We start from the raw sequence: 19,115 nt of genomic DNA, 5'->3' as shown, positions 1-19,115 counted from the left end.
TAATCGATGAGACGAAGAGGGGGAAACCGAAATGAAGACGATCAAGTGCATGATGGACCACCTGTACTGGGCGGACGGACGCATCTTGGACGCGCTCGAGGAGAGTGAGACGAAGAACAAGGACCTTCTGAAGCTGGTTCGGCACGTCGCGGTCGCGGAACGAGTCTGGCTGTCCCGATTGCAGGGCAAGGGCAGCGCGCAATATTCGTTGTGGGAGGAAGCAGAAGACCTGACGGCGATCCGGACGATATTCGAAGAAAACGCCGAGCAATATCGCGTCTATATCGAAGGGCTCGAGGAATCCGAGTTGGACGAGATGATCGACTATGCGAACCAGAGTGGGGTTCCGTTCCGAACGTCCGTCCGGGACATCCTGTCGCAGGTCCTCTTACATGGGCAATATCACCGGGGACAGATCAACCGGTCGCTTCGGATCGAATCGGCAGAGCCTGCCCAAGTCGATTACATCACGTTCGCGAGGCTCTAACAGAGCCTAATAATCACCTTTACTCGGAATGGGATTGGCATTGAACGACGGGTACGAAAGCTCAACAAATTGCTTTTACCATATAAGAGCAACATGCTAATGTATATTAGCAGACGATGGTGTTTTATAAGTGATAAGAACCTACACTGCCTTATTTAGGATCAAAGAGAGCCCATACCCTTATAAATTGGAAAATTAATTTGCTTCCAAATACGGTTATGGGCTTATTTACTTTTCATAAGCACTACATTAGACTGCCGGTACTTGTTTAAGCTAACGGGCAGGGGAGTTACAATATGTAGAATTGTAGGATAACCAACTCGATGGAAATATTATGTCATTCAAAAAGAGCATAACGATTCTTTACTGATCGTTCTCAATATGTTATATTAATTGAGGGAGGGAGATTGGAATGGCGAGAAGCAAGGAGTTTGAAGAGAAAGAAGTCTTGGATAAGGCGATGCGGCTCTTTTGGGAGCAGGGATACGAGAAAACGTCCATGACCGAGTTGGTTGAGCATATGGGTATTCATCGAAGAAGCTTGTATGATACTTTTGGAGATAAGCATAATCTGTTCCTGAAAGCGATGGATCGGTTTGACGACAAAATCAGCGCCGTGCTTGCAGGAGCGGTTAAAGGATCCAAGACCGCATCGGAGGCATTACAGTTTATTTTTGGTTTCATGATCGACGGGGATGAGGACTCGCCAGCCGGCTGCTTAATGGTGAATTCGGCCGTAGAATTGGCGGCGCGTGACGTCGAGGTGGACAACAAGTCCACGAAAGCATTCACGACAGCAGAGCAATTGCTCAGGGAGATTATTCTTTGGGGACAACGTGACGGTGAATTCACCTCCACATACAATGCTGAGGAATTGGCGGAATACCTGCATAATGTATGGATTGGGTTAAGGGTAATGGCAAGAACCACGGCTTCCAGAGAAAAGCTTCACCGTATTACTCATATTTCGATGAAGCTCCTGGAAGAATAAGGGTAATTGTGGTAGTCAGTTCAGATGTGAAGTGTCCCTTCTGCTAATCCATGCTCTTTGCGATCGAGTTATCTTACGCCTAATTTAGAATGAACATTCTAAAAACGCCGAAAGAAGCTCTAAAGCATAGTTTACAATGAAGTTTATCAGCGCAGTTAAAACAACAAACAACACAACACATAAAAACAACAGAGTAAGGCACTCAGCATTTTTTTTAACGATTTTGAGAGTGACCGTTCTCGTTAGAAAACAAGTATCGAGTAAAACTCGCTTACCGTAATTACTACGTATCAAAACGCAGACCAAATAGCTTCAAGAAAACAATTTCATAAACAAAATACAATAAAAGGAGCACATGAAAATGAATATTTCTCAACAAGTTGCATTTGTCACTGGCGCGAACCGAGGTTTTGGTCGCCATCTTGCCCTTGAACTTCTATCCAGAGGGGCTAAGGTGTATGCCGGAGCAAGAAATCCGCAGTCCATTGACATTCCCGGTGCAATTCCTGTAAAGCTTGATATTACGAACCCTCAAGAGGTAGCGGCAGCTGCTATGGCCGCTCAAGATGTTACGCTTCTGATCAACAATGCAGGCTCGGCTACAGGAGCTACTTTGCTTGACGGTGATCTCGATCAAATACAGTTGGAATTTAATACGCACTTCTTTGGCACATTATCCATGATTCGCAATTTCGCACCTATTCTTATTAATAATGGTGGGGGATCCATACTGAATATCCTTTCCGCATTATCATGGTTCAGTAGTGGCGGGAGTGAAGGCGCTTATTCGGCTGCAAAGGCGGCTGCGTGGGCAATGACGAACGAGTTGCGCTTAAATCTGTATCCTCAAAATGTAAGAGTAGCTGGCTTGCATGTGGGCTTTATGGATACAGACATGACGTCAGGCGTTGAAGCTCCGAAGTCCAACCCTGCTGATATTGCAAAAATTGCAATTGATGGAATAGAGTCCGATAGCTTTGAAATTCTTGCTGATGAACCGAGCCGTCAACTCCAGCGTGCTCTCGCTGGCGGTGTAGCTGCTATTTACCCACAGCTTAAATGATGAGCAAAACTGTACTAATTACCGGAGCGTCGGGCGGAATTGGAAAAGAGCTGGCGGATCGTTTCGCCAAAGACGGATACGATTTGGTGCTGGTCGCACGCAGCGAGGACAAGCTCGTGGATCTCGCGGGGGGAATATCGGAAGAAGTACCGTGTCCAAACGACATACATCGCCAAAGATGTTGCATTACCTGGCGTGGCAGAGGAAATCTACAGGGAGCTTAAAGAAAAAGGGATCACCGTCGACTTTCTTGTTAATAATGCGGGCTTCGGCTTGTACGGGGAATTCTTGGAGACACAGTTGGAGCAAGAGATGAATATGATCGACATTAATATCAAGGCTCTGACTGTAATGACTAAGGTGTTCTTACCGGATATGGTCAAAAGGCAGCAAGGGGGTGTGCTGAATGTGGCTTCGTTGGTGGCTTTTTTTCCTGGACCACTGATGGCAGTTTACTATGCGACAAAAGCGTACGTACTATCGTTCACTGAGGCTTTGGAGAATGAGCTGCGCGGCACAGGCGTGACTGTGTCCGCACTCTGTCCGGGAGCGACAGCGACTGGCTTTGTCGATCGTGCTGGGCTAGCCACCTCAAAGCTGTTTAGAAGCGGCGTCATGGAGGTTGGGCAGGTGGCTGACATAGGATATCGCGAATTCTTGCGGGGCAAGACTTTAATCATAACAGGGGGGCGCAACAAGTTCATGGCGTTCTTGCCGCGGTTGCTGCCTCGCAAGCTCATGACAAATGCGGTCAGATCCGCACAGGCTAAAATGGAGCGATAATCGAAAGACATTGGAGTTGATAAACTCAATTCAAAGAGGGGGGTTTAAAATGGAAAAACTGTGGAGCAAAACGAAAATTGGCAACCTGGAATTACCTCATCGGTTAGCGATGGCACCAATGACACGTAGTAGAGCGCAAGAGGATGGTACGCCGGGAGAGCTAACTTCCCATTATTATGCTCAAAGAGCATCGATGGGTTTAATTATTACTGAAGGCACACAACCTTCTGATGATGGTCAAGGTTACTTAAGGTCACCGGGCATCTATACGGAAAAGCATATTGAAGGTTGGAAAAAGGTTACGGATGCGGTACATGAAGAAGGTGGATTTATATTTATCCAATTAATGCATGTCGGTCGTGTTTCGCACCCCGACAATACACCACATCATCGTCAACCCGTTGCACCATCTGCGATCGCACCCGGTGTAGAAATGTTTACGGCTAAAGGGATGCAGGAAATAGCCGTTCCAAGAGAGTTAAGTGAAGAAAATATCCAGACGACAATTGCAGACTTCCGGAAAGCAGCAGCGGCAGCTATTAAAGCAGGAGCCGACGGCGTTGAAATTCATGGAGCAAATGGTTATCTGATTAATCAATTTATTGGGGAGAATTCTAATATACGATCGGATAAATACGGTGGATCGATAGAGAACCGTGCTCGCTTTGCAATTGAAGTAACGAAAGCAATCGTTGAAGAAATTGGAGCAGAACGAACAGGCTTCCGTATTTCGCCGGGAACACCTCTTAACGGAATTGATGAGGGCGAACACGGTCTTGAAGTTTATCTTCACCTTGTAAAAGAATTAGCTCAATATAATTCAGCTTACCTCCATGTTATGCATTTAGGGAATGAAACACTGCTCCGTGAAATTCGCAACATCTGGCCAAATCCATTATTAGTCAATAGAGCTGGACGGGCTCTAGAAGATCTTAGTGTAGATATTGATAATGGCCTTGCTGATATGGCGCCAGTCGGGGTATGGTCATTAGCTAATCCGGACTTAGTTGAACGTCTTAAAGAAGGCTTTCCTTTGAATGAAGCAGATCGTAAAACATTGTACTCTGGTAACGGAAGCGAGGGTTACACAGATTATCCTACGATGAAAGAACTTCAATCTCAACATCAGTAAAGAATAACATGGATATTGCTTTATGATGGCGTACAAGTTAAAGTACGCCATCAATTTTTCCAATAAACGAATGTGGAATTAAGATAAATGAGAAAAGGGAAGATGAAGAATTGAAAGCTGCGCAAATGCAAAAATATTCAAAACAAATCCAATTAGGAATAAACAATATAAAAATACCGGAAATCAATAAACATGAGGTTCTTATCAAAGTAAAAGCTGCAGGTGTAAATCCCTTAGACATTCTTATTTTAAATGGTAGTATTCGCATGATTGCCGATTATGACTTCCCTTTAACTTTAGGAAACGAACTATCCGGCGTTATTGAGGCTGTTGGAAAAGATGTTGTGAAATTCAAGGTTGGAGATCCCGTTTATACGAGGCTGCCAATAAATAAAATCGGAGCTTTTGCTGAGTATGCGGCAGTCCATGAGGATGCGATTTCCGTTATGCCTAAAAATCTTTCTTTTATTGAGGCCGCCGCGGTACCCCTCACGGCTTTGACTGCATATCAAGCCTTGCATGATGTACTTCATGTTCAACCCGATAAAAAACTATTTATTTCTGGAGGAACCGGCGGCTTTGGTACGATGGCTATCCCGATTGCCAAATCGATGGGGTTATATGTGATTACGAGCGGCAGTGAAAGAGGGAGATCACGAACACTGTCCATCGGCGCTGATCAATTCATTAACTATAAAGAGGAAAATTATTTTGATTTGCTATCTAATATCGATTATGTTATCGATACATTGGGGGCAAAAGAAATTAAAACGGAACTTGCTATTCTCAAACCCCAAGGGAAATTGGTATCATTGAAGGCTTTACCCAATTACCGCTTTGCTGCTGAAAATAACTTTCCAATATGGAAAAAGCTATTGTTTGGTTTAGTAGGTGCTCGTTTAGATCGATTAGCAGTTAAACAGAATAAAGAATATCGCTTCTTATTCGTGTCCGCTAATGGCAGGCAATTACAAAAACTGACGAAACTAGTTGAGGATGAAGATATTAAGCCCGCTATAGATTCAGTTTATAATTTTGATGACATTAACATGGCTTTAAATAAAGTTTCTACTGGCCACTCCGAAGGAAAAGTGATAGTAACCTTCTAAGGAGAGGATATATGAATTTTGGAAATACGCTCGAAAGGTGCCTTGGCATAACACCACATTCACGCTTCGTAGCATTTGGCTGATTACGCTAAAGGAGAACGTTAGTTTAATAAAACAGCAGTAGTCTAAGACTGCCGCTGTCTTTTTTGTTGGCGCCAGTCTAATACTTATTTTATGGGATCTGTCGGTTTTTAAAATTCAAAAGCCGCTTGGAGCAGCAAAACTTTATTTTCTTCTGACACTTTTTTCTTTGACAAAAGTATACTTATCCTATAGGATTAAAAATACAAAACTGACTGACTAATCAATCGGGAGGAGGAAACCCATGCAGCCACGAAAGGCGAAGCAGTCCGAGACCGTCCCAAATGACCAACCTTCCGAGCACGCGGGGGAAGAAACAGACCGCAGAACACAGCTTCTTCACATTGCATTGAAGCGGTTCGCCGAGCAGGGTTACCATCAAACGAAGATTTCAGATATCGTGGTAGAGGCGGGAGTAGCCCAAGGCACGTTTTATTGGCATTTTAAAAGTAAAGAGGCACTGGCGCTGGAGATTATCGCTACCGGTCGTGAACAACTACTGTCAGCGATTGGACAGGGATATCGCCGTGATGCGGGAACGCTGGCTGATATGGTTAAGGCATCGGAGGCGCTGTTTGTTCGGTTATTTGATTTTGCATTGGAGAACCGCTATCTGATGGGTTTGCTGCTGATCGGCAGTGGTGTCGATGAACCGGTGCGCCAGAGTATCCGAGAGACAAGGGCCGCGATGGAGCTGGCATTCCGGCGCAATATGGAAAGAGCGATCGAGCTGAACATGTTGCCTGCTGAATTGGATGTCGAATTAAGGGCGGCACTACTCATGAGTATGATCGAAGGTGTCATTACACGCTGGCTATTCGGTTCAGAGGGAACATACGACCACATCACGCAGATAACTGCTAAAAGATTGGCAGCAGAGGCGGCTAATTTTGAGTTTTATGGACTATTAGGTCAAAGCTAGAGGGTCAACATCGCATGAATGGGTAGTTGGCAACAAATAATATAGCCAAATCACATATATGAACTCAATCATTTACATCCAGACAGGAGAGAAGGATACATGAAAACACGTAAAAAAGGGTTCTTGGTAACTACACTTATGGCTGTGGCATTGTTCAGCCTTGTGCTAAGCGCTTGCGGTACTAAGCCAGAAGCTTCTAATACTAGCAATGGAGCGGGTAGCAGTAATGTGGCAGCGAGTAACCAGCTCGAAGCAATCAAGAAGGCCGGTGTAATTAATGTAGGCATGATGGGCACCTATCCGCCGTACAATTTCTTGAACGATAACAAGGAATTGGACGGATTTGATGTGGATATCGCTAAAGAATTGGCGAAGCGGATTGGAGTGAAACCGGAGTTCACGGCACAAGAATTCTCGGGACTGGTTCCAAGTTTGCAAAAGAAAAAATTCGATGCAGTGATTAGTCAGGTGACGATTACAGAGGATCGTAAGAAGGCTATTGACTTCACAGATCCTTATATCACAAACAATGTAAATATTATCGTAAACAGCAAAACAAATGATATTACCAAGCTAGAGGACTTTAAAGGCAAAACCATTGGTGTCGGCTTGGGAACGAATGATGAATCTTATCTGCGGAATGAAGTACTGCCGAAGGTAGGCGATTTTGAGATTAAAACGTATGATGATGTCATTACTTCCTTAAAGGATCTAAACTCTGGTCGTATTGACGCAACAATCAATAATCTGTATGCTCTCAAGCCTATTATCGATAAAAACGGGTTCCAAATTAAAGCCGTAGGCGAGCCAATTAAATCGGATCAAGCGGGTGTAGCCATTAACCAGAAAACTCCTGAGCTCAAAGAAGCCTTGAACAAGGCTTTGAAGGAAATGAAGGAAGACGGCACTTACAAAACAATTTTCAAAAAATGGTTTGGCGAGGAGCCAAAAGAATAACGTAAGCCTGTTAGAGGCGTCTGGCTCCAGTCTTGCCTTTTATGCTGACATGGGGCCACTCGTCTGAAAGAAGGGAATATAACCAATGCTTGAATTAATGTGGGAGAACGTCCCTTTTTTATTAAAGGGTGCTTATTATACGCTATATATTACGATTGTCTCTATGTTTTTTGGCCTAATCATTGGTTTGATTGTTGCTGTGGCCCGGTTGAAGGGGAATCGACCTGTTCGATGGCTGGCGCGCATGTATGTATCGATCATTCGGGGGACGCCGGTTTTGGTGCAGATTGCGGTCATTTATTATGGACTGGATGATTATGGAATATCATTCGGATCGCTGACAGCTGCTTGTCTGGCACTTAGCATTAATACAGGGGCGTACTTATCGGAGACGTTCCGTGGAGCTATTTTAGCCGTACCCCAGGGACAGACCGAGGCAGCTTATGCAACGGGAATGTCGCCCGGTCAAACGATGTGGCGTATTATTCTTCCTCAGGCGGTACGGATCGCAATTGCACCGATGGGGAATACATTTGTAGGTATGCTTAAAGAAACGTCGCTGGTGTCGTTTATCGGGGTCAGTGAATTGATGCGGCAGGCACAGCTTTTACAGGCGCAGTATTTGCTTTACATGCCGTTTCTGCTCGAAATTGGCCTGATGTACTGGATTATGAGCATTGGATTCTCCGCTATACTGGAGCGGGTGGAAAAGCGTCTGGCTCGAGCTTATTAAGGTGGAGATGATAGATGATGATAACAACTAACGGATTAGGTAAACGATTCGGACAGGTAGAGGTTCTGAAAAGCATTGATTTTCAGGTTGCCGCTCGTGAAATCGTCGTATTACTCGGCCCGAGCGGTTCAGGTAAAAGTACCTTGCTGCGCTGCCTGAACGGTCTGGAAGAGCTTTCTTCCGGCAAGTTTGAGGTGAATGGGATTGAGGTCGATGCTACGGCTCCCGTTCGTGTCCGCCAAGCCGCCATTCGTGAGATTCGCAAACAGACAGGGATGGTGTTCCAGCAATTCAATCTGTATCCGCACAAAACCGCAATCGGCAATGTCATTGAAGGACTGCTGACAGTAAAAAAAATGCCGCGCGACAAGGCTATGTCCATCGGACAACGGTTGTTGGAGCGGGTGGGGTTATCGGACAAGCAGGATGTACATCCTTCACGTCTGTCCGGTGGACAACAGCAACGAGTAGCCATTGCGCGTGCGCTGGCGATGGACCCGGCGATTATGCTGTTCGACGAGCCGACATCGGCGCTTGATCCCGAGCTAGTAGGGGAAGTGCTGGGTGTTATGCGAGAGTTGGCTCAAGACGGAATGACGATGGTCGTCGTTACTCATGAGATGAAATTTGCTCGCGAGGTGGCGGACAAGGTCGTATTTATGGCAGATGGTATCATTTTGGAGGAGGCAGCGCCACAGGCGTTTTTTGACACTCCCCAGCATGAGAGAACACAGAAATTTTTACGTCAAATCAGTGAATTTTAAAGTAAGATCGAGGATAAATCATAGATTATTAAGATGGAAAGAAGGCCTTTGAACATGAAAGTATCTACAACTTGGCACGGCAAACGCGCGTTTACTTCGGAGGGTCCATCCGGTTATTCCGTTGGGATGGATGCTACGGCGGCTTATGGCGGTGATGGTAAAGGGATGACACCCATGGAACTGCTGTTGGCGGGTCTGGCGGGATGTATGGGCATTGATATTACGATGATTTTGGATCGTTTCTTGTCGGACATTACTCGCATCGATATTGACGCAGAAGGTACGCGCAAGGAAGAAATGCCGACAGGCTTTACAGCGATTGATCTGACATTCCACGTAGATGGAGATATTCCAGATTACCGCGTATGGAAAGCGATTCAGATGGGGAAGGAAAAATATTGTGCGGTATCCGACTCCTTAAAAGCGGAAATTCGGATGCACCTCATATTGAATGGAACCGAAGTACCCTATCCAGCATAAGGGTCGAAGGATAGTGAAAGAGAGTCAGCCTGTGTTATATACAGGAGGCTCTCTTTTTTATGTTATTTGAAAATATGACACGTAATGAAACTTTTTGTACTGTGTTTTCGTTTAAAATAGAAATTGAAATATAAAACTGGGAAAATAAACCTGTGTGTGAAGTGCATACGGGGGGAGGTAATAGTGAAACGAAAGCGCCTTATTGTGGTAGCAACTAGTTTGGCTACAGTACTCATCGTTATGGGTGTAGCGGCAGGCTTACTATCTTTCATGCAGAATCAAGTGGCTAATCCCCCGAATACCGTCCGGCCCACAACTGCGATTGCAGCTGACGTTAAGGAAGAAACGAAGGAACAGGATGCTGCCCGCCGTTTACTTCATTTTGTGGAGGCGAATGCAGAAAAAGTTTCGATTACGATTCTGAGAGATGGAAAAAAGCTGGCAGGCCAAGAGGAAAACCGGATGATGCCTTTGGCGAGCACCGTCAAAACAATCATTGCGATCGAATATGCCAAGCAAGCGATGGTGGGTAAGATTAACCCGGACGGGAGAGTGAAGCTGATTTCGCTGGAAAGGTTTTATTTGCCGGGTTTGGATGGGGGTGCTCATACGGCGTGGCTACAGAATATGGAGGCTAAAGGGCGGATACAGAATGAAACTGTATCTGTACGAGACGTCGCCAAGGGGATGATTCAATTCAGTTCCAACGCCAATGCGGAGTATTTAATGGACAAACTGGGGGTGGGTGCGATCAATCGGACGAGAGCCAAAATGGGGCTGAAAAATCATGATCCCATTTATCCGTTTGTATCCTCCATTTTGATTCCCTACGAATGGATGAGGGAGAGACAAGGTGAGAATTGGAATAATACAAAGAATAATATTTCTGCCAAAGAAGCCATTCAGGCGATGTCTGATACGGAATTTCGCCGATATGCCCGCGTGATTCATAACAAGCTGCGCCGTGATGTGAGTGGTTCTTACAAGAGAAACGCAGATATTACGACTTGGTATGATCAGGATTATGATCGTATCAATACGGATCGCTTTGTAGCTTCAACGACAGCCGAGTATGCCTCTTTAATGAGTAAGCTGAATTGTCGTCAAGGGTTCACAAAAGCTGAGCAAAAGTTATTGTCCGAGGTCTTGGAGGAACCATTTATGGTTCTTCCTGAAAACCAGCAATCCCTGAAACATACTGGGCAAAAAGGTGGCTCCACGGCCTATGCTTTGACACTGGCCATGTATGCGACAGATAAGGAAGGGCATACGACAGAGCTAGCTGTCTTTTTTAACGATTTGGACCCAAGCACAAATGCCAGCTTTCCCGAAATGATAAATGATTTTAAAAAGAGGCTACTGCATGATGAATCGTTTAGAAAAGAAGTTAATCGGCGTATCGGTGTACAGGTAGCGCTGCTAAACGCTAGGGTATAGTACTGCGTTTAGCTGCGCTGCGCAACTTCTTATCCTCATCCTATCCGCTGTCTTTTTGTTTGCGTTCCCGAAGCAATAGATACAAAAAATATGGCGCGCCAATGACGGCTGTCACGATGCCAGCGGGAATTTCGAGCGGCGGCTTCAGACCTCGTCCCAGCGCGTCAGCAAGGACGAGAATCAGGGCGCCGATCATCGCCGAACCGGGCAATAGATAGCGGTGGCGATTGCCAAATAACCGCCGTGCCAGATGCGGTGCCAGCAGTCCAATAAATCCGATGGAGCCGATGGCAGCGACACAGGAGGCAGCCAAGGCGACTGACACGGCTAGCAGTCCTATACGCACACGCTTCACGCTAAGTCCCAGCCCAGCAGAGCTTTCCTCATCTAGGCTCATAATGTCCAGCTTGCGCTGTAGGGTATAGGCGAGAGGCAGCAACACGATTAACCACGGCAGTAGCCCATACACTTCGTCCCAGCCTTTGCCCCACAGACTTCCAGCTAGCCAAGTGAGCGTGTCGCTGGCTTCGAGTGGATACTTGACCAGTATATAATCGGTCGCAGCCTGAAAAATAGCGCCCACCGCCAGTCCGGTCAAGGCTAGCATATTGGGACGCATGCCTCCCTTCATCGAAAGCTGTACGAGCAACAGTGCAGCTAGCCCAGCCCCGACAAAGGCGGCTACAGGCAGCAGTGCCACTGGGGATGAGGGCAGCAGCACGATGACGAGAACCGCCGCAAAGCCGGCCCCCTTGGATACACCTACCACATCTGGCGAGGCTAGCGGGTTGCGGATCATGCCTTGCAGCAGAACACCGGCTACTGCCAGCCCAGCTCCGGCCATGATGGCCAGCAGACCGCGTGGCAGCCGATAATGATGAACGATGAACCAGGAAGAGGCACTCCGGTCCGTCAGAGCCTTGATCAGCTCAGAGGGCGTAATGTAGGTGCTGCCCACGCCTATAGCTATAAAAGCAACACCCAGCATGAGCGCGAGTAAAATCCACAGTTTTTTCATCGTGAAGCCCTCCCGTTCTTATGCGCCAGATATAAAAAGAAGGGCGCACCCACCAGCGCGGTTACAATGCCAACGGGTGATTCATAAGGAAATGCAATAAATCGTCCAAGCACGTCCGCATAGGTCAGCAGCAGAGCTCCGCAGATTGCAGACAGGGGAATGACCCGTTTGTAATTGTCGCCTGTAAACATCTTGATGATATTCGGTACCATCAAGCCCACAAAGCCGATGGAACCGGCTACCGCTATGGCAGAGCCTGCCAGCATAATCACTGAGGCCGAGGCCAGTAGACGGACAAGACGTACGTTTTGTCCCAATCCCTGTGCGACCTCCGTCCCGAGGCTCAGCACAGATAGCGAGGGGGCCAGCGCTAGCGCAAGAATCATACCCACGGCGAACCATGGTAGCACCAGACGCGTGTCGGCCCAAGTGGACCCGTCGATGGCTCCGGCGAGCCAATATAGCACATCGGATATTTGCTCGTTGAACACGAGCAGTCCCTGGGTGATGGAGGCCAGCAGCAGATGCACGGCCATCCCGGCAAGGGCCAGCTTGACCGGCGTCATGCCCGCCGTTCCGGCCAGCGCATATACGAAGGAACCGCCTGCGATGGCCCCGGCAAAAGCAAAATAAATGCTGCCGGACGATCCGATATTCGGCAGCAGCACGACGGACAGCACGACAGCCAGCGAAGCGCCTGAGCTGACCCCGAATACCTGCGGCGAAGCCAGCGGGTTGCGTGTGATGGCTTGCATCAGAGCTCCAGCCACGGCAAGCCCGGCCCCGACGATTAGGCCAATAACGGCACGCGGTAGGCGTACCGTCAAGACAATGAGCTGATCCTTAGACGGATGCTCAGTGAACAGCGCAGTCAGCATGGTGGGGATGTCCATCCTGACTGGGCCAATCGCCACGCTGAGCAGCAGTCCAGCCAGCAACGCAGCGATAAGTGCAAAGAAGACCGGCTTATTCAGCCGGTCGCGTGAGGCTTGTCCGATCAACGGGAGCCGTCTCCTTTACTTTGCGCGGGATACAGAAGCGAAATGGCTTGCTCCAGTATTTTTTCGGCTGAGCCGAGCCCACGGTACCGGGTCCACAGTGCCCGGTTTACTTCGTAAACTTCCCCTTTTTTGACGGCCGTAATGTTTTGCCAAAGCGGGTTTTGCTTCCATTCCGCAATCAGCTTCTCATCGGCTTCCACCAAAAAGATCACATCAGGATCCGCTTGTGAAATTTGCTCCAGCGTCAGCTTGACGGTAGGCTCGCTTGTATTTTGAAGGGCATTGTGGATACCCGCTTGCTCCAGTAGTTGTCCATCAAAGGATGAAGCGCCGTGAGCCGATAGTGAATCAGAACGGAATACCCCTAGCAATACGCTGCGTGGCTCACCAGCTTTGATGCCTTCTTTCAACTTTTCCATTGTAGCTTTATGCGTAGCGAGAATTTGCTCGCCTTTTTCCTTCTCACCCAACGCATCGGCGATGACACCGAAGGATGCCAAGTTTTGTTCATAGGAGGAATTGCGGCTCTTTAGAACAATGGTCGGAGCAATCTCACTAAGTTCTTTGTATATGCTTTTATGACGATTCAGATCAGCAATAATCAAATCCGGCTTCAAGGAGCTGATCGTTTCCAGGTTTGGCTGTTTGCGTGTGCCTACTGGTGTGAAGTCGATTTTCTTGCCGAGCAGCCCATCAATATCATCGTCATTTTCCTGAGCTATACCGACAGGAGTTACGCCCAGTTGGGTTGTGGCATCGACAAAAGAGAATTCCAGGGTTACGATTCTTTTGGGTGCACCTGTAACTTTGGTTTCTCCCATCTCATGTTTAATCATTCGAGTGTCGCCTGTTGCTTGAGGTGCTACTGCGCTGTTATCTTGTGACTGGCTTCCACATCCCGCCATAATGACCGTCAGTAGTGCCAGGATCGCTGCAAGCAGCATACCTGTGCGCAGTGGTTGTTTCGGTGTTGCCATATGTTATCCCCCGTTCCAGTATGATTATCAGAGAAACTGATAATCATTATCAATCAACTAACTGTTGATCATTCTAGCAATCGGGAAGGAGGACGTAAATAATGTGGTTATTTAAACCGTTTTGATCGATTAAGTGAATTAAATTCAATAAAATTATGAATAGGAGGAGGGGGAAGTACCAGGACAGCAGAGTTGGACGATTTATGCATCCCTCCGCTGTCGGCGATAGATACGCTCCGGTCTGCCGACGGTTCCGTACACCTGATCGTGGTGCGCGTCGCCACTTTCCACTAAATACTCCAGATACCTTCTGGCTGTAGAACGGCTCATACCCAGCTCGATTCCCACTGTACCTGTAGTCACCTCACCCCGTCGATTCAGGAGATCTAGCACTTTGTCGCAAGTTACTTTATCGATGCCTTTGGCCCATAGTTCTCCGACTCCGTTCCCCGCCATCCGACCGGTGCCCGCGCTTTGAAGTAAACTGTCAATTTCAGATTGCTCGACTGTGGATTGTTCCTCTTGCCATGTTGTGATTTGTCGCCGAAACCGGGCATATTCCTCCAAGGTCGCACGCAATCTCTCGAATATAAGCGGCTTTACGATAAAATCAAACACGCCTGCTCGAACGGCTTGTACCACTGTTTCAGCTTCTTTGGCGGCAGTCAGCATAATAACATCTGTCCCCGGATAGTGTTGCTTGATGAACGATAGCAGGGTTAGACCATCCGTATCAGGAAAATAAACATCCAGCACGACTAGAGGAGGACGGAGCACGTCCAGTTGAAGTTTTGCCTCAAATTCGTTCGTCGCGATTGCACATACGGTGAACCCGTCCACCTTTTCAATAAATCGGCGGTTAATCTCCGCAATTCGCGGATCGTCTTCAATAATAAGAACCTCAATGTCCGATAAAACCCGCTCATTCATGGGCATAACCTCCTTTTGCATTATTACTCGTATCTGTTCTATGTAAAGGAATGTAAACCTCAAAAATACTTCCTCCACCAGGACGTTTGTGCACTTCTATAGAGCCGCCCATTCGTTCAGTGTACTCCAGCACGAGAGCAAGGCCATATCCATGTCCTGCTTCTGCTTTGGTCGAAGCTCCTCTGACAAACAACTTTTCTTGGATATCGTCCGAAATTCCCGATCCGTTATCCGCAACTTCGACGATGATGGCTTCAGTCGTTTCTTCAAGCCGGAACCAGACCTGTCCGTCAAAGATGGAGGACATCGCAACAGCTTCCATGGCATTGTCCAGCAGGTTTCCGGCTATGGAAGCGAGAAAGGACCACTCCAACGTAGGGGACTGGGTTGAGAATGCTCCTTTAATATCAGAATGGAGTAAAACCCCTTTTTCCAGCGCCTGTTTCTTCTTACCGATCAGTAGGCTGGCGATGATTGAATCGGGCAGGAGAGCTGTGGCAATCGGCCTGTGTACACGATATTCCTCTGATTCCTGGGTGATAAAGTCCACCGCTTCGTCATAACACTCCAACTGAATCAGACCGGATATGAGATACAGCCGATTGGCGTATTCGTGTGTTTGTGATCGCAGTACTTCCGCGTAATCTTTGACCTCTGTCAACTGTTGTGTCATGTGGAGCAGTTCGGTCTTGTCACGCAGACTGGCAACCGTGCCCATGATGCGACCGGAACGATCCTGGATCGGCACACGGCTGACGACTACAATTCGCTGTTGGACCTCAATTTCCTCATTCCATATGTACTGTCCCTGATCTGGCCCCATCGTTGAATGCTCTACTGTGTAATCGGCAACAAGCATATCAACCAGTACATCCGGGACACCAGTCAAGTGACGAAGGTCGCATCCGTAGATAGAGGTTTCCGGCGGGAGTCCGATCAAGCGAGCTGCCTGTGGATTGGCAAGTGTGATTTGTCCTTTACTATTAACCGCGATAATCCCTTCGCCGATGGACTCAATAATGGCTTGCTTTTCCTGGTACAACCGTCCGATCTCCACTGGCTCCAGTCCATGCAGTGCGCGGCGTACCCGTTGCGCTATAACCAGGCTTCCCAATATGCCGATCATCAGCGCGCCCACCATAAACCAGAGCCATGCATATGTGTATGTACGAATATTTTGCTGCACATCTGTCATTAAAAAACCTACAGAGACGAGCCCGATGGCCTTACCTTGCGTATCATAAACGGCTGTTTTGGCGCGTATTGACGGTCCGAGAGAGCCCGTCGATTCAGTGATAAAGGACTGCCCTTGCAGTACCTTATCATTCATGGGGTCTATCATAGGCGTGCCGATGCGCTCCGGGTTTACATGCCACTGCCGGATGAGATGACGATCAGCAATAGTAATAAAATCAGCGCCGCTGCTGGCTTGGACAGGCTTTATGACCTCGTTGATACGCGAACGCAATTGCGTCGTCTCAGTCTGCTCCAGAGCGTCTCTGACCTGCGCATCTACGGCGAGGGTATTGGCGACGGTGAGCGCCCTTTCTCCGATTTCATCATATAGAGCGGAGGTGATCATATATCGAAAGGATAATCCCAACAGCCCGGTAACTACCAGTACTAAAAGGGATATAAATACCATTAGTTTTGTCTGAAAACGCACATGCCTTCACCGCCGTTAAACAAAATATAGGAGGAACGGATCAGTTGATCTCTCCCCCATACGATCTATTTTACTGTATTACAGAAACGCCCGCACTTTTATTCTTTCGAAAGAATGGTCTATAATAGAAATAGTTACATAATACGAGGAGGAACATAATATGATTATTATTCATGCCGATATGAAAGTTTTACCTGAAAAAAGAGAGGCTTTTTTGCAACAAACCCAAGGGCTGGTCAGCGCATCCCAAGCTGAAGAAGGCAATGTACGCTACACGTTAATGCAGGATCTGAATGATTCCAACGCATTTACGATGGTTGAAGAGTGGAAAGATGCTGCTGCTGTAGATTTCCATAATAATTCTGCCCATTTCCAGGCATTTGTTGCCGCGGCTAAAGAATTGTTGGCTGCTCCGCTTCAAGTGAATGCTTTTCAGGATGCAACTAAACTGTAATCATCCCGTTGGATCATTCATAATCAGGAACAGGAGGAATAGACATGGGGAACATTGCGGATACAACTGTACTGAATAACGGAGTTCAGATGCCTTGGCTCGGTTTCGGTACTTACAAGGCGGAAGGCAATGAGGTCTACGAAGCGGTCAAAACAGCTATTGAGGTCGGTTACCGTCACATTGATACAGCGGCGATCTACGGTAACGAGGAACTGGTTGGACAAGCCATTCGTGATAGTGGGACGTCTAGAGAAAATCTGTTTGTAACTACCAAGCTATGGAATCAGGATCAGGGCTACGATTCAACACTGCGTGCCTTTGAGGAAAGCCGTAAGCGGCTGGGTCTGGATATCATTGATCTGTATCTCATTCATTGGCCTGGCAAGGATAAGTACAAGGAAACCTGGAAGGCATTCGAACGACTGTATGAAGAAGGAAGCGTACACGCTATCGGAGTTAGTAACTTCCAAGTTCACCATCTCGAAGACCTCCTCAAAGACAGCAATATGGTTCCTGTCATCAACCAAGTGGAGCTTCACCCTCGTCTGACTCAACAAGAACTGCATCAATACTGCCGGGAGCACCAGATTCAGCTTGAATCGTGGAGTCCACTGATGAAGGGGAAATTAACCGAGCAAGCGGACATCGTTGAGATTGCTGCCAAATACGGTAAAACCTCTTCGCAGGTTATTTTGCGTTGGCATCTGGATCGGGGGATTGTGACGATTCCCAAATCGGTAACCGCGCATCGTATCCGCGAAAATGCCGATTTGTTCGATTTTGAACTGACGACTGAGGATATTGACCGAATCAATGGTCTTCATCTGGATGAGCGTGTAGGCACCCATCCCGATAAACTGTTGTTTTAAATAAATATTCACTTGTAAAAAGAACCTCCCATTCTGCGTTTATCGCGGTTTGGGAGGTTCCTTTTTAGGTTCAGGTGTAGCTTTGTTTAATTACTTGTTTAGCTTACGATACAACAAGTAAGAATAGAGTACAGGAGAGATAACGGATATGATCAGCACGGTAAGGAAAATGACTACTCCCGCCATTCCACCGACCCATGCCGCCACCAACGCTGAAGCACCGCCAAGCATCATCATAGGCCCACCGAAACGGTGCGTTTTACGCCATACCTCGGGATTAGACAGAGTCCACGGCGTGCGGATACCGAACGTATAGTTCGGCTGTACCTGAGTCATATAATTCCCCATCGCCATCAGCATCAGGCCTATTAACCCTAAAATTATAGCATTCATTTGCAGTCGTATATTCAGGTTATACAGCAGCATTCCCCATCCAGCTACAGCGAGAACTACAGAAACACCTGCACGCGTAACTTCATAGGCTTTTGAAAATTTCTCATAATTAGCTCTGTTGGGGTCCATGTGGCGAGCCAATCGAATGACCAGCGGGACTAGGCCCAACAACACGAGCATGATAATAGAACCACTTTTGCTCGTATACCCGTCTGCTGTATTGTTAAAGTTAATATGCGAGGCTAGAACATTGGGAAGTCGGTCGTACAGCAGTATAGCGCCTATGGCGGGTGATAAGGCAATCAAAGTTGTCAAAACATCCGTCAAGCTCCAAGGTGTTCGAAATTTCATTCAGATTCCTCCCCATCCTTAATATGATTCCTATTTTTTTTCGCAGGGGTATCGGAGTGGGCGATACTGAACATCCAACCGATGACATCCGCCACAACCGTTGTATGCAGGGTGTAAATAATGTTTTGTCCCTGTCGTTCATCTAGCACCAGTCCAGATTGCTTCAAAACACTCAGGTGGTGGGATATGCTGGGCTTGCTGATTTGAAAATGCTCGGCGACGTCGCCCGCGCTCAAGCTTTTCTCTTTCAAAAGCTGTAATATTTTACGCCGGGTCGGATCAGCCAAAGCTTTGAAGGCATCATTCAAAATTCATTTCCTCCTTTAGATATTTAGATAATATTCTAAATATCTAATATCATATTAAATTAAAGCTATAATACATGTCAACGGAACAATACATCATTTTAGAAAAAAAGATTTAAATCAGGCTGATTGTGTTTGTAAAAGGTAGAGAAGTTGGCTATAATCAAATTACACAAAAATAAGAATCTTAATTTAGAACAAAAATGAAGGAG

The 19,115-nt window shown here is 47.1% G+C and carries 20 protein-coding genes and 1 pseudogene; 14 read left to right on the top strand and 7 right to left on the bottom strand.

Translation table 11 applies throughout. From position 1 onward, the window contains the following. Nucleotides 1–31 precede the first annotated feature (31 nt). The 12 genes and pseudogenes from G9G54_RS21210 to G9G54_RS21155 all read left to right on the top strand — a co-directional run bounded on the left by G9G54_RS21210 (nt 32) and on the right by G9G54_RS21155 (nt 10,939). A complete protein-coding gene (locus G9G54_RS21210; protein ID WP_069010461.1) occupies nt 32–487 on the top strand; it encodes a DinB family protein in 456 nt (151 codons plus the stop codon). A gap of 412 nt (nt 488–899) precedes the next feature. Beyond that, complete coding sequence (locus tag G9G54_RS21205) at nt 900–1,478, top strand: TetR/AcrR family transcriptional regulator (protein ID WP_165179499.1); 579 nt, start codon at nt 900–902, stop codon at nt 1,476–1,478. Nucleotides 1,479–1,839: 361 nt separating this feature from the next. After that, nucleotides 1,840–2,541, top strand: coding sequence for an SDR family oxidoreductase (locus G9G54_RS21200; RefSeq protein WP_025723270.1), 702 nt, complete (start codon nt 1,840–1,842; stop codon nt 2,539–2,541). Continuing rightward, nucleotides 2,538–3,324, top strand: a pseudogene (locus G9G54_RS21195) (SDR family NAD(P)-dependent oxidoreductase). Before G9G54_RS21200 ends, G9G54_RS21195 begins: the two are co-directional and overlap by 4 nt. 49 nt (nt 3,325–3,373) lie before the next feature. Next, nucleotides 3,374–4,456 carry an alkene reductase gene (locus G9G54_RS21190; protein WP_165179498.1) on the top strand — a complete coding sequence of 361 codons (1,083 nt, stop codon included), beginning with the start codon at nt 3,374–3,376 and terminating at the stop codon, nt 4,454–4,456. A 110-nt stretch (nt 4,457–4,566) separates the two neighbouring features. Next, nucleotides 4,567–5,565 (top strand): NADP-dependent oxidoreductase, encoded by a 999-nt coding sequence (locus tag G9G54_RS21185; protein ID WP_165179497.1) that lies wholly within the window; start codon nt 4,567–4,569, stop codon nt 5,563–5,565. Nucleotides 5,566–5,890: 325 nt separating this feature from the next. Beyond that, the gene (locus G9G54_RS21180; RefSeq protein WP_069291123.1) at nt 5,891–6,568 is read left to right on the top strand and encodes a TetR/AcrR family transcriptional regulator; all 678 of its coding nucleotides are present in this window, start codon (nt 5,891–5,893) and stop codon (nt 6,566–6,568) included. Between the two features lie 99 nt (nt 6,569–6,667). After that, nucleotides 6,668–7,525: a transporter substrate-binding domain-containing protein gene (locus G9G54_RS21175; RefSeq protein WP_165179496.1), complete on the top strand. Its 858-nt coding sequence runs from the start codon at nt 6,668–6,670 to the stop codon at nt 7,523–7,525. Between the two features lie 85 nt (nt 7,526–7,610). Continuing rightward, nucleotides 7,611–8,258, top strand: coding sequence for an amino acid ABC transporter permease (locus tag G9G54_RS21170; protein WP_069291124.1), 648 nt, complete (start codon nt 7,611–7,613; stop codon nt 8,256–8,258). A gap of 14 nt (nt 8,259–8,272) precedes the next feature. Continuing rightward, entirely contained in the window at nt 8,273–9,022 is a 750-nt protein-coding gene (locus G9G54_RS21165; protein ID WP_013308809.1) for an amino acid ABC transporter ATP-binding protein, read from the top strand. 54 nt (nt 9,023–9,076) lie between these two features. Continuing rightward, nucleotides 9,077–9,502: an OsmC family protein gene (locus tag G9G54_RS21160; protein ID WP_023987060.1), complete on the top strand. Its 426-nt coding sequence runs from the start codon at nt 9,077–9,079 to the stop codon at nt 9,500–9,502. Nucleotides 9,503–9,685: 183 nt separating this feature from the next. Further along, nucleotides 9,686–10,939: a serine hydrolase gene (locus tag G9G54_RS21155; protein ID WP_165179495.1), complete on the top strand. Its 1,254-nt coding sequence runs from the start codon at nt 9,686–9,688 to the stop codon at nt 10,937–10,939. Nucleotides 10,940–10,979: 40 nt separating this feature from the next. On the opposite strand, the gene G9G54_RS21150 is transcribed toward G9G54_RS21155, so the two are convergent. The 5 genes from G9G54_RS21150 to G9G54_RS21130 form a co-directional block, all read right to left on the bottom strand. After that, entirely contained in the window at nt 10,980–11,957 is a 978-nt protein-coding gene (locus G9G54_RS21150; protein WP_165179494.1) for a FecCD family ABC transporter permease, read from the bottom strand. After that, on the bottom strand, nt 11,954–12,958 hold the full coding sequence (locus G9G54_RS21145; RefSeq protein ID WP_069012865.1) for a FecCD family ABC transporter permease: 1,005 nt from the start codon (nt 12,956–12,958) through the stop codon (nt 11,954–11,956). Before G9G54_RS21145 ends, G9G54_RS21150 begins: the two co-directional genes overlap by 4 nt. Then, a complete protein-coding gene (locus G9G54_RS21140) occupies nt 12,955–13,935 on the bottom strand; it encodes an ABC transporter substrate-binding protein (protein ID WP_165179493.1) in 981 nt (326 codons plus the stop codon). The genes G9G54_RS21145 and G9G54_RS21140 overlap by 4 nt, the downstream gene beginning before the upstream one ends. Before the next feature lie 201 nt (nt 13,936–14,136). Next, complete coding sequence (locus G9G54_RS21135) at nt 14,137–14,865, bottom strand: response regulator (protein WP_023987065.1); 729 nt, start codon at nt 14,863–14,865, stop codon at nt 14,137–14,139. Next, the gene (locus G9G54_RS21130; protein WP_446723028.1) at nt 14,858–16,510 is read right to left on the bottom strand and encodes an ATP-binding protein; all 1,653 of its coding nucleotides are present in this window, start codon (nt 16,508–16,510) and stop codon (nt 14,858–14,860) included. Before G9G54_RS21130 ends, G9G54_RS21135 begins: the two co-directional genes overlap by 8 nt. A 181-nt stretch (nt 16,511–16,691) precedes the next feature. On the opposite strand from G9G54_RS21130, the gene G9G54_RS21125 reads away from it, so the two are divergent. Together G9G54_RS21125 and G9G54_RS21120 are read left to right on the top strand one after the other, a co-directional pair. Continuing rightward, nucleotides 16,692–16,985 (top strand): putative quinol monooxygenase, encoded by a 294-nt coding sequence (locus G9G54_RS21125; RefSeq protein ID WP_069012869.1) that lies wholly within the window; start codon nt 16,692–16,694, stop codon nt 16,983–16,985. A 44-nt stretch (nt 16,986–17,029) separates the two neighbouring features. After that, nucleotides 17,030–17,854 carry an aldo/keto reductase gene (locus tag G9G54_RS21120; protein ID WP_165179491.1) on the top strand — a complete coding sequence of 275 codons (825 nt, stop codon included), beginning with the start codon at nt 17,030–17,032 and terminating at the stop codon, nt 17,852–17,854. 90 nt (nt 17,855–17,944) lie between these two features. On the opposite strand, the gene G9G54_RS21115 is transcribed toward G9G54_RS21120, so the two are convergent. Together G9G54_RS21115 and G9G54_RS21110 are read right to left on the bottom strand one after the other, a co-directional pair. Then, nucleotides 17,945–18,598, bottom strand: a complete 654-nt coding sequence (locus G9G54_RS21115) for an SdpI family protein (RefSeq protein WP_069012871.1) — start codon at nt 18,596–18,598, stop codon at nt 17,945–17,947. Continuing rightward, on the bottom strand, nt 18,595–18,906 hold the full coding sequence (locus tag G9G54_RS21110) for an autorepressor SdpR family transcription factor (protein WP_165179490.1): 312 nt from the start codon (nt 18,904–18,906) through the stop codon (nt 18,595–18,597). The genes G9G54_RS21115 and G9G54_RS21110 overlap by 4 nt, the downstream gene beginning before the upstream one ends. Nucleotides 18,907–19,115: the final 209 nt, after the last annotated feature.

Source organism: Paenibacillus sp. EKM212P (assembly GCF_011066115.1).
GTDB classification, from domain to species: domain Bacteria; phylum Bacillota; class Bacilli; order Paenibacillales; family Paenibacillaceae; genus Paenibacillus; species Paenibacillus polymyxa_B.
The sequence above is the reverse complement of the archived record's forward strand: the minus strand, read 5'-3'. Positions and strand labels throughout refer to the sequence as shown.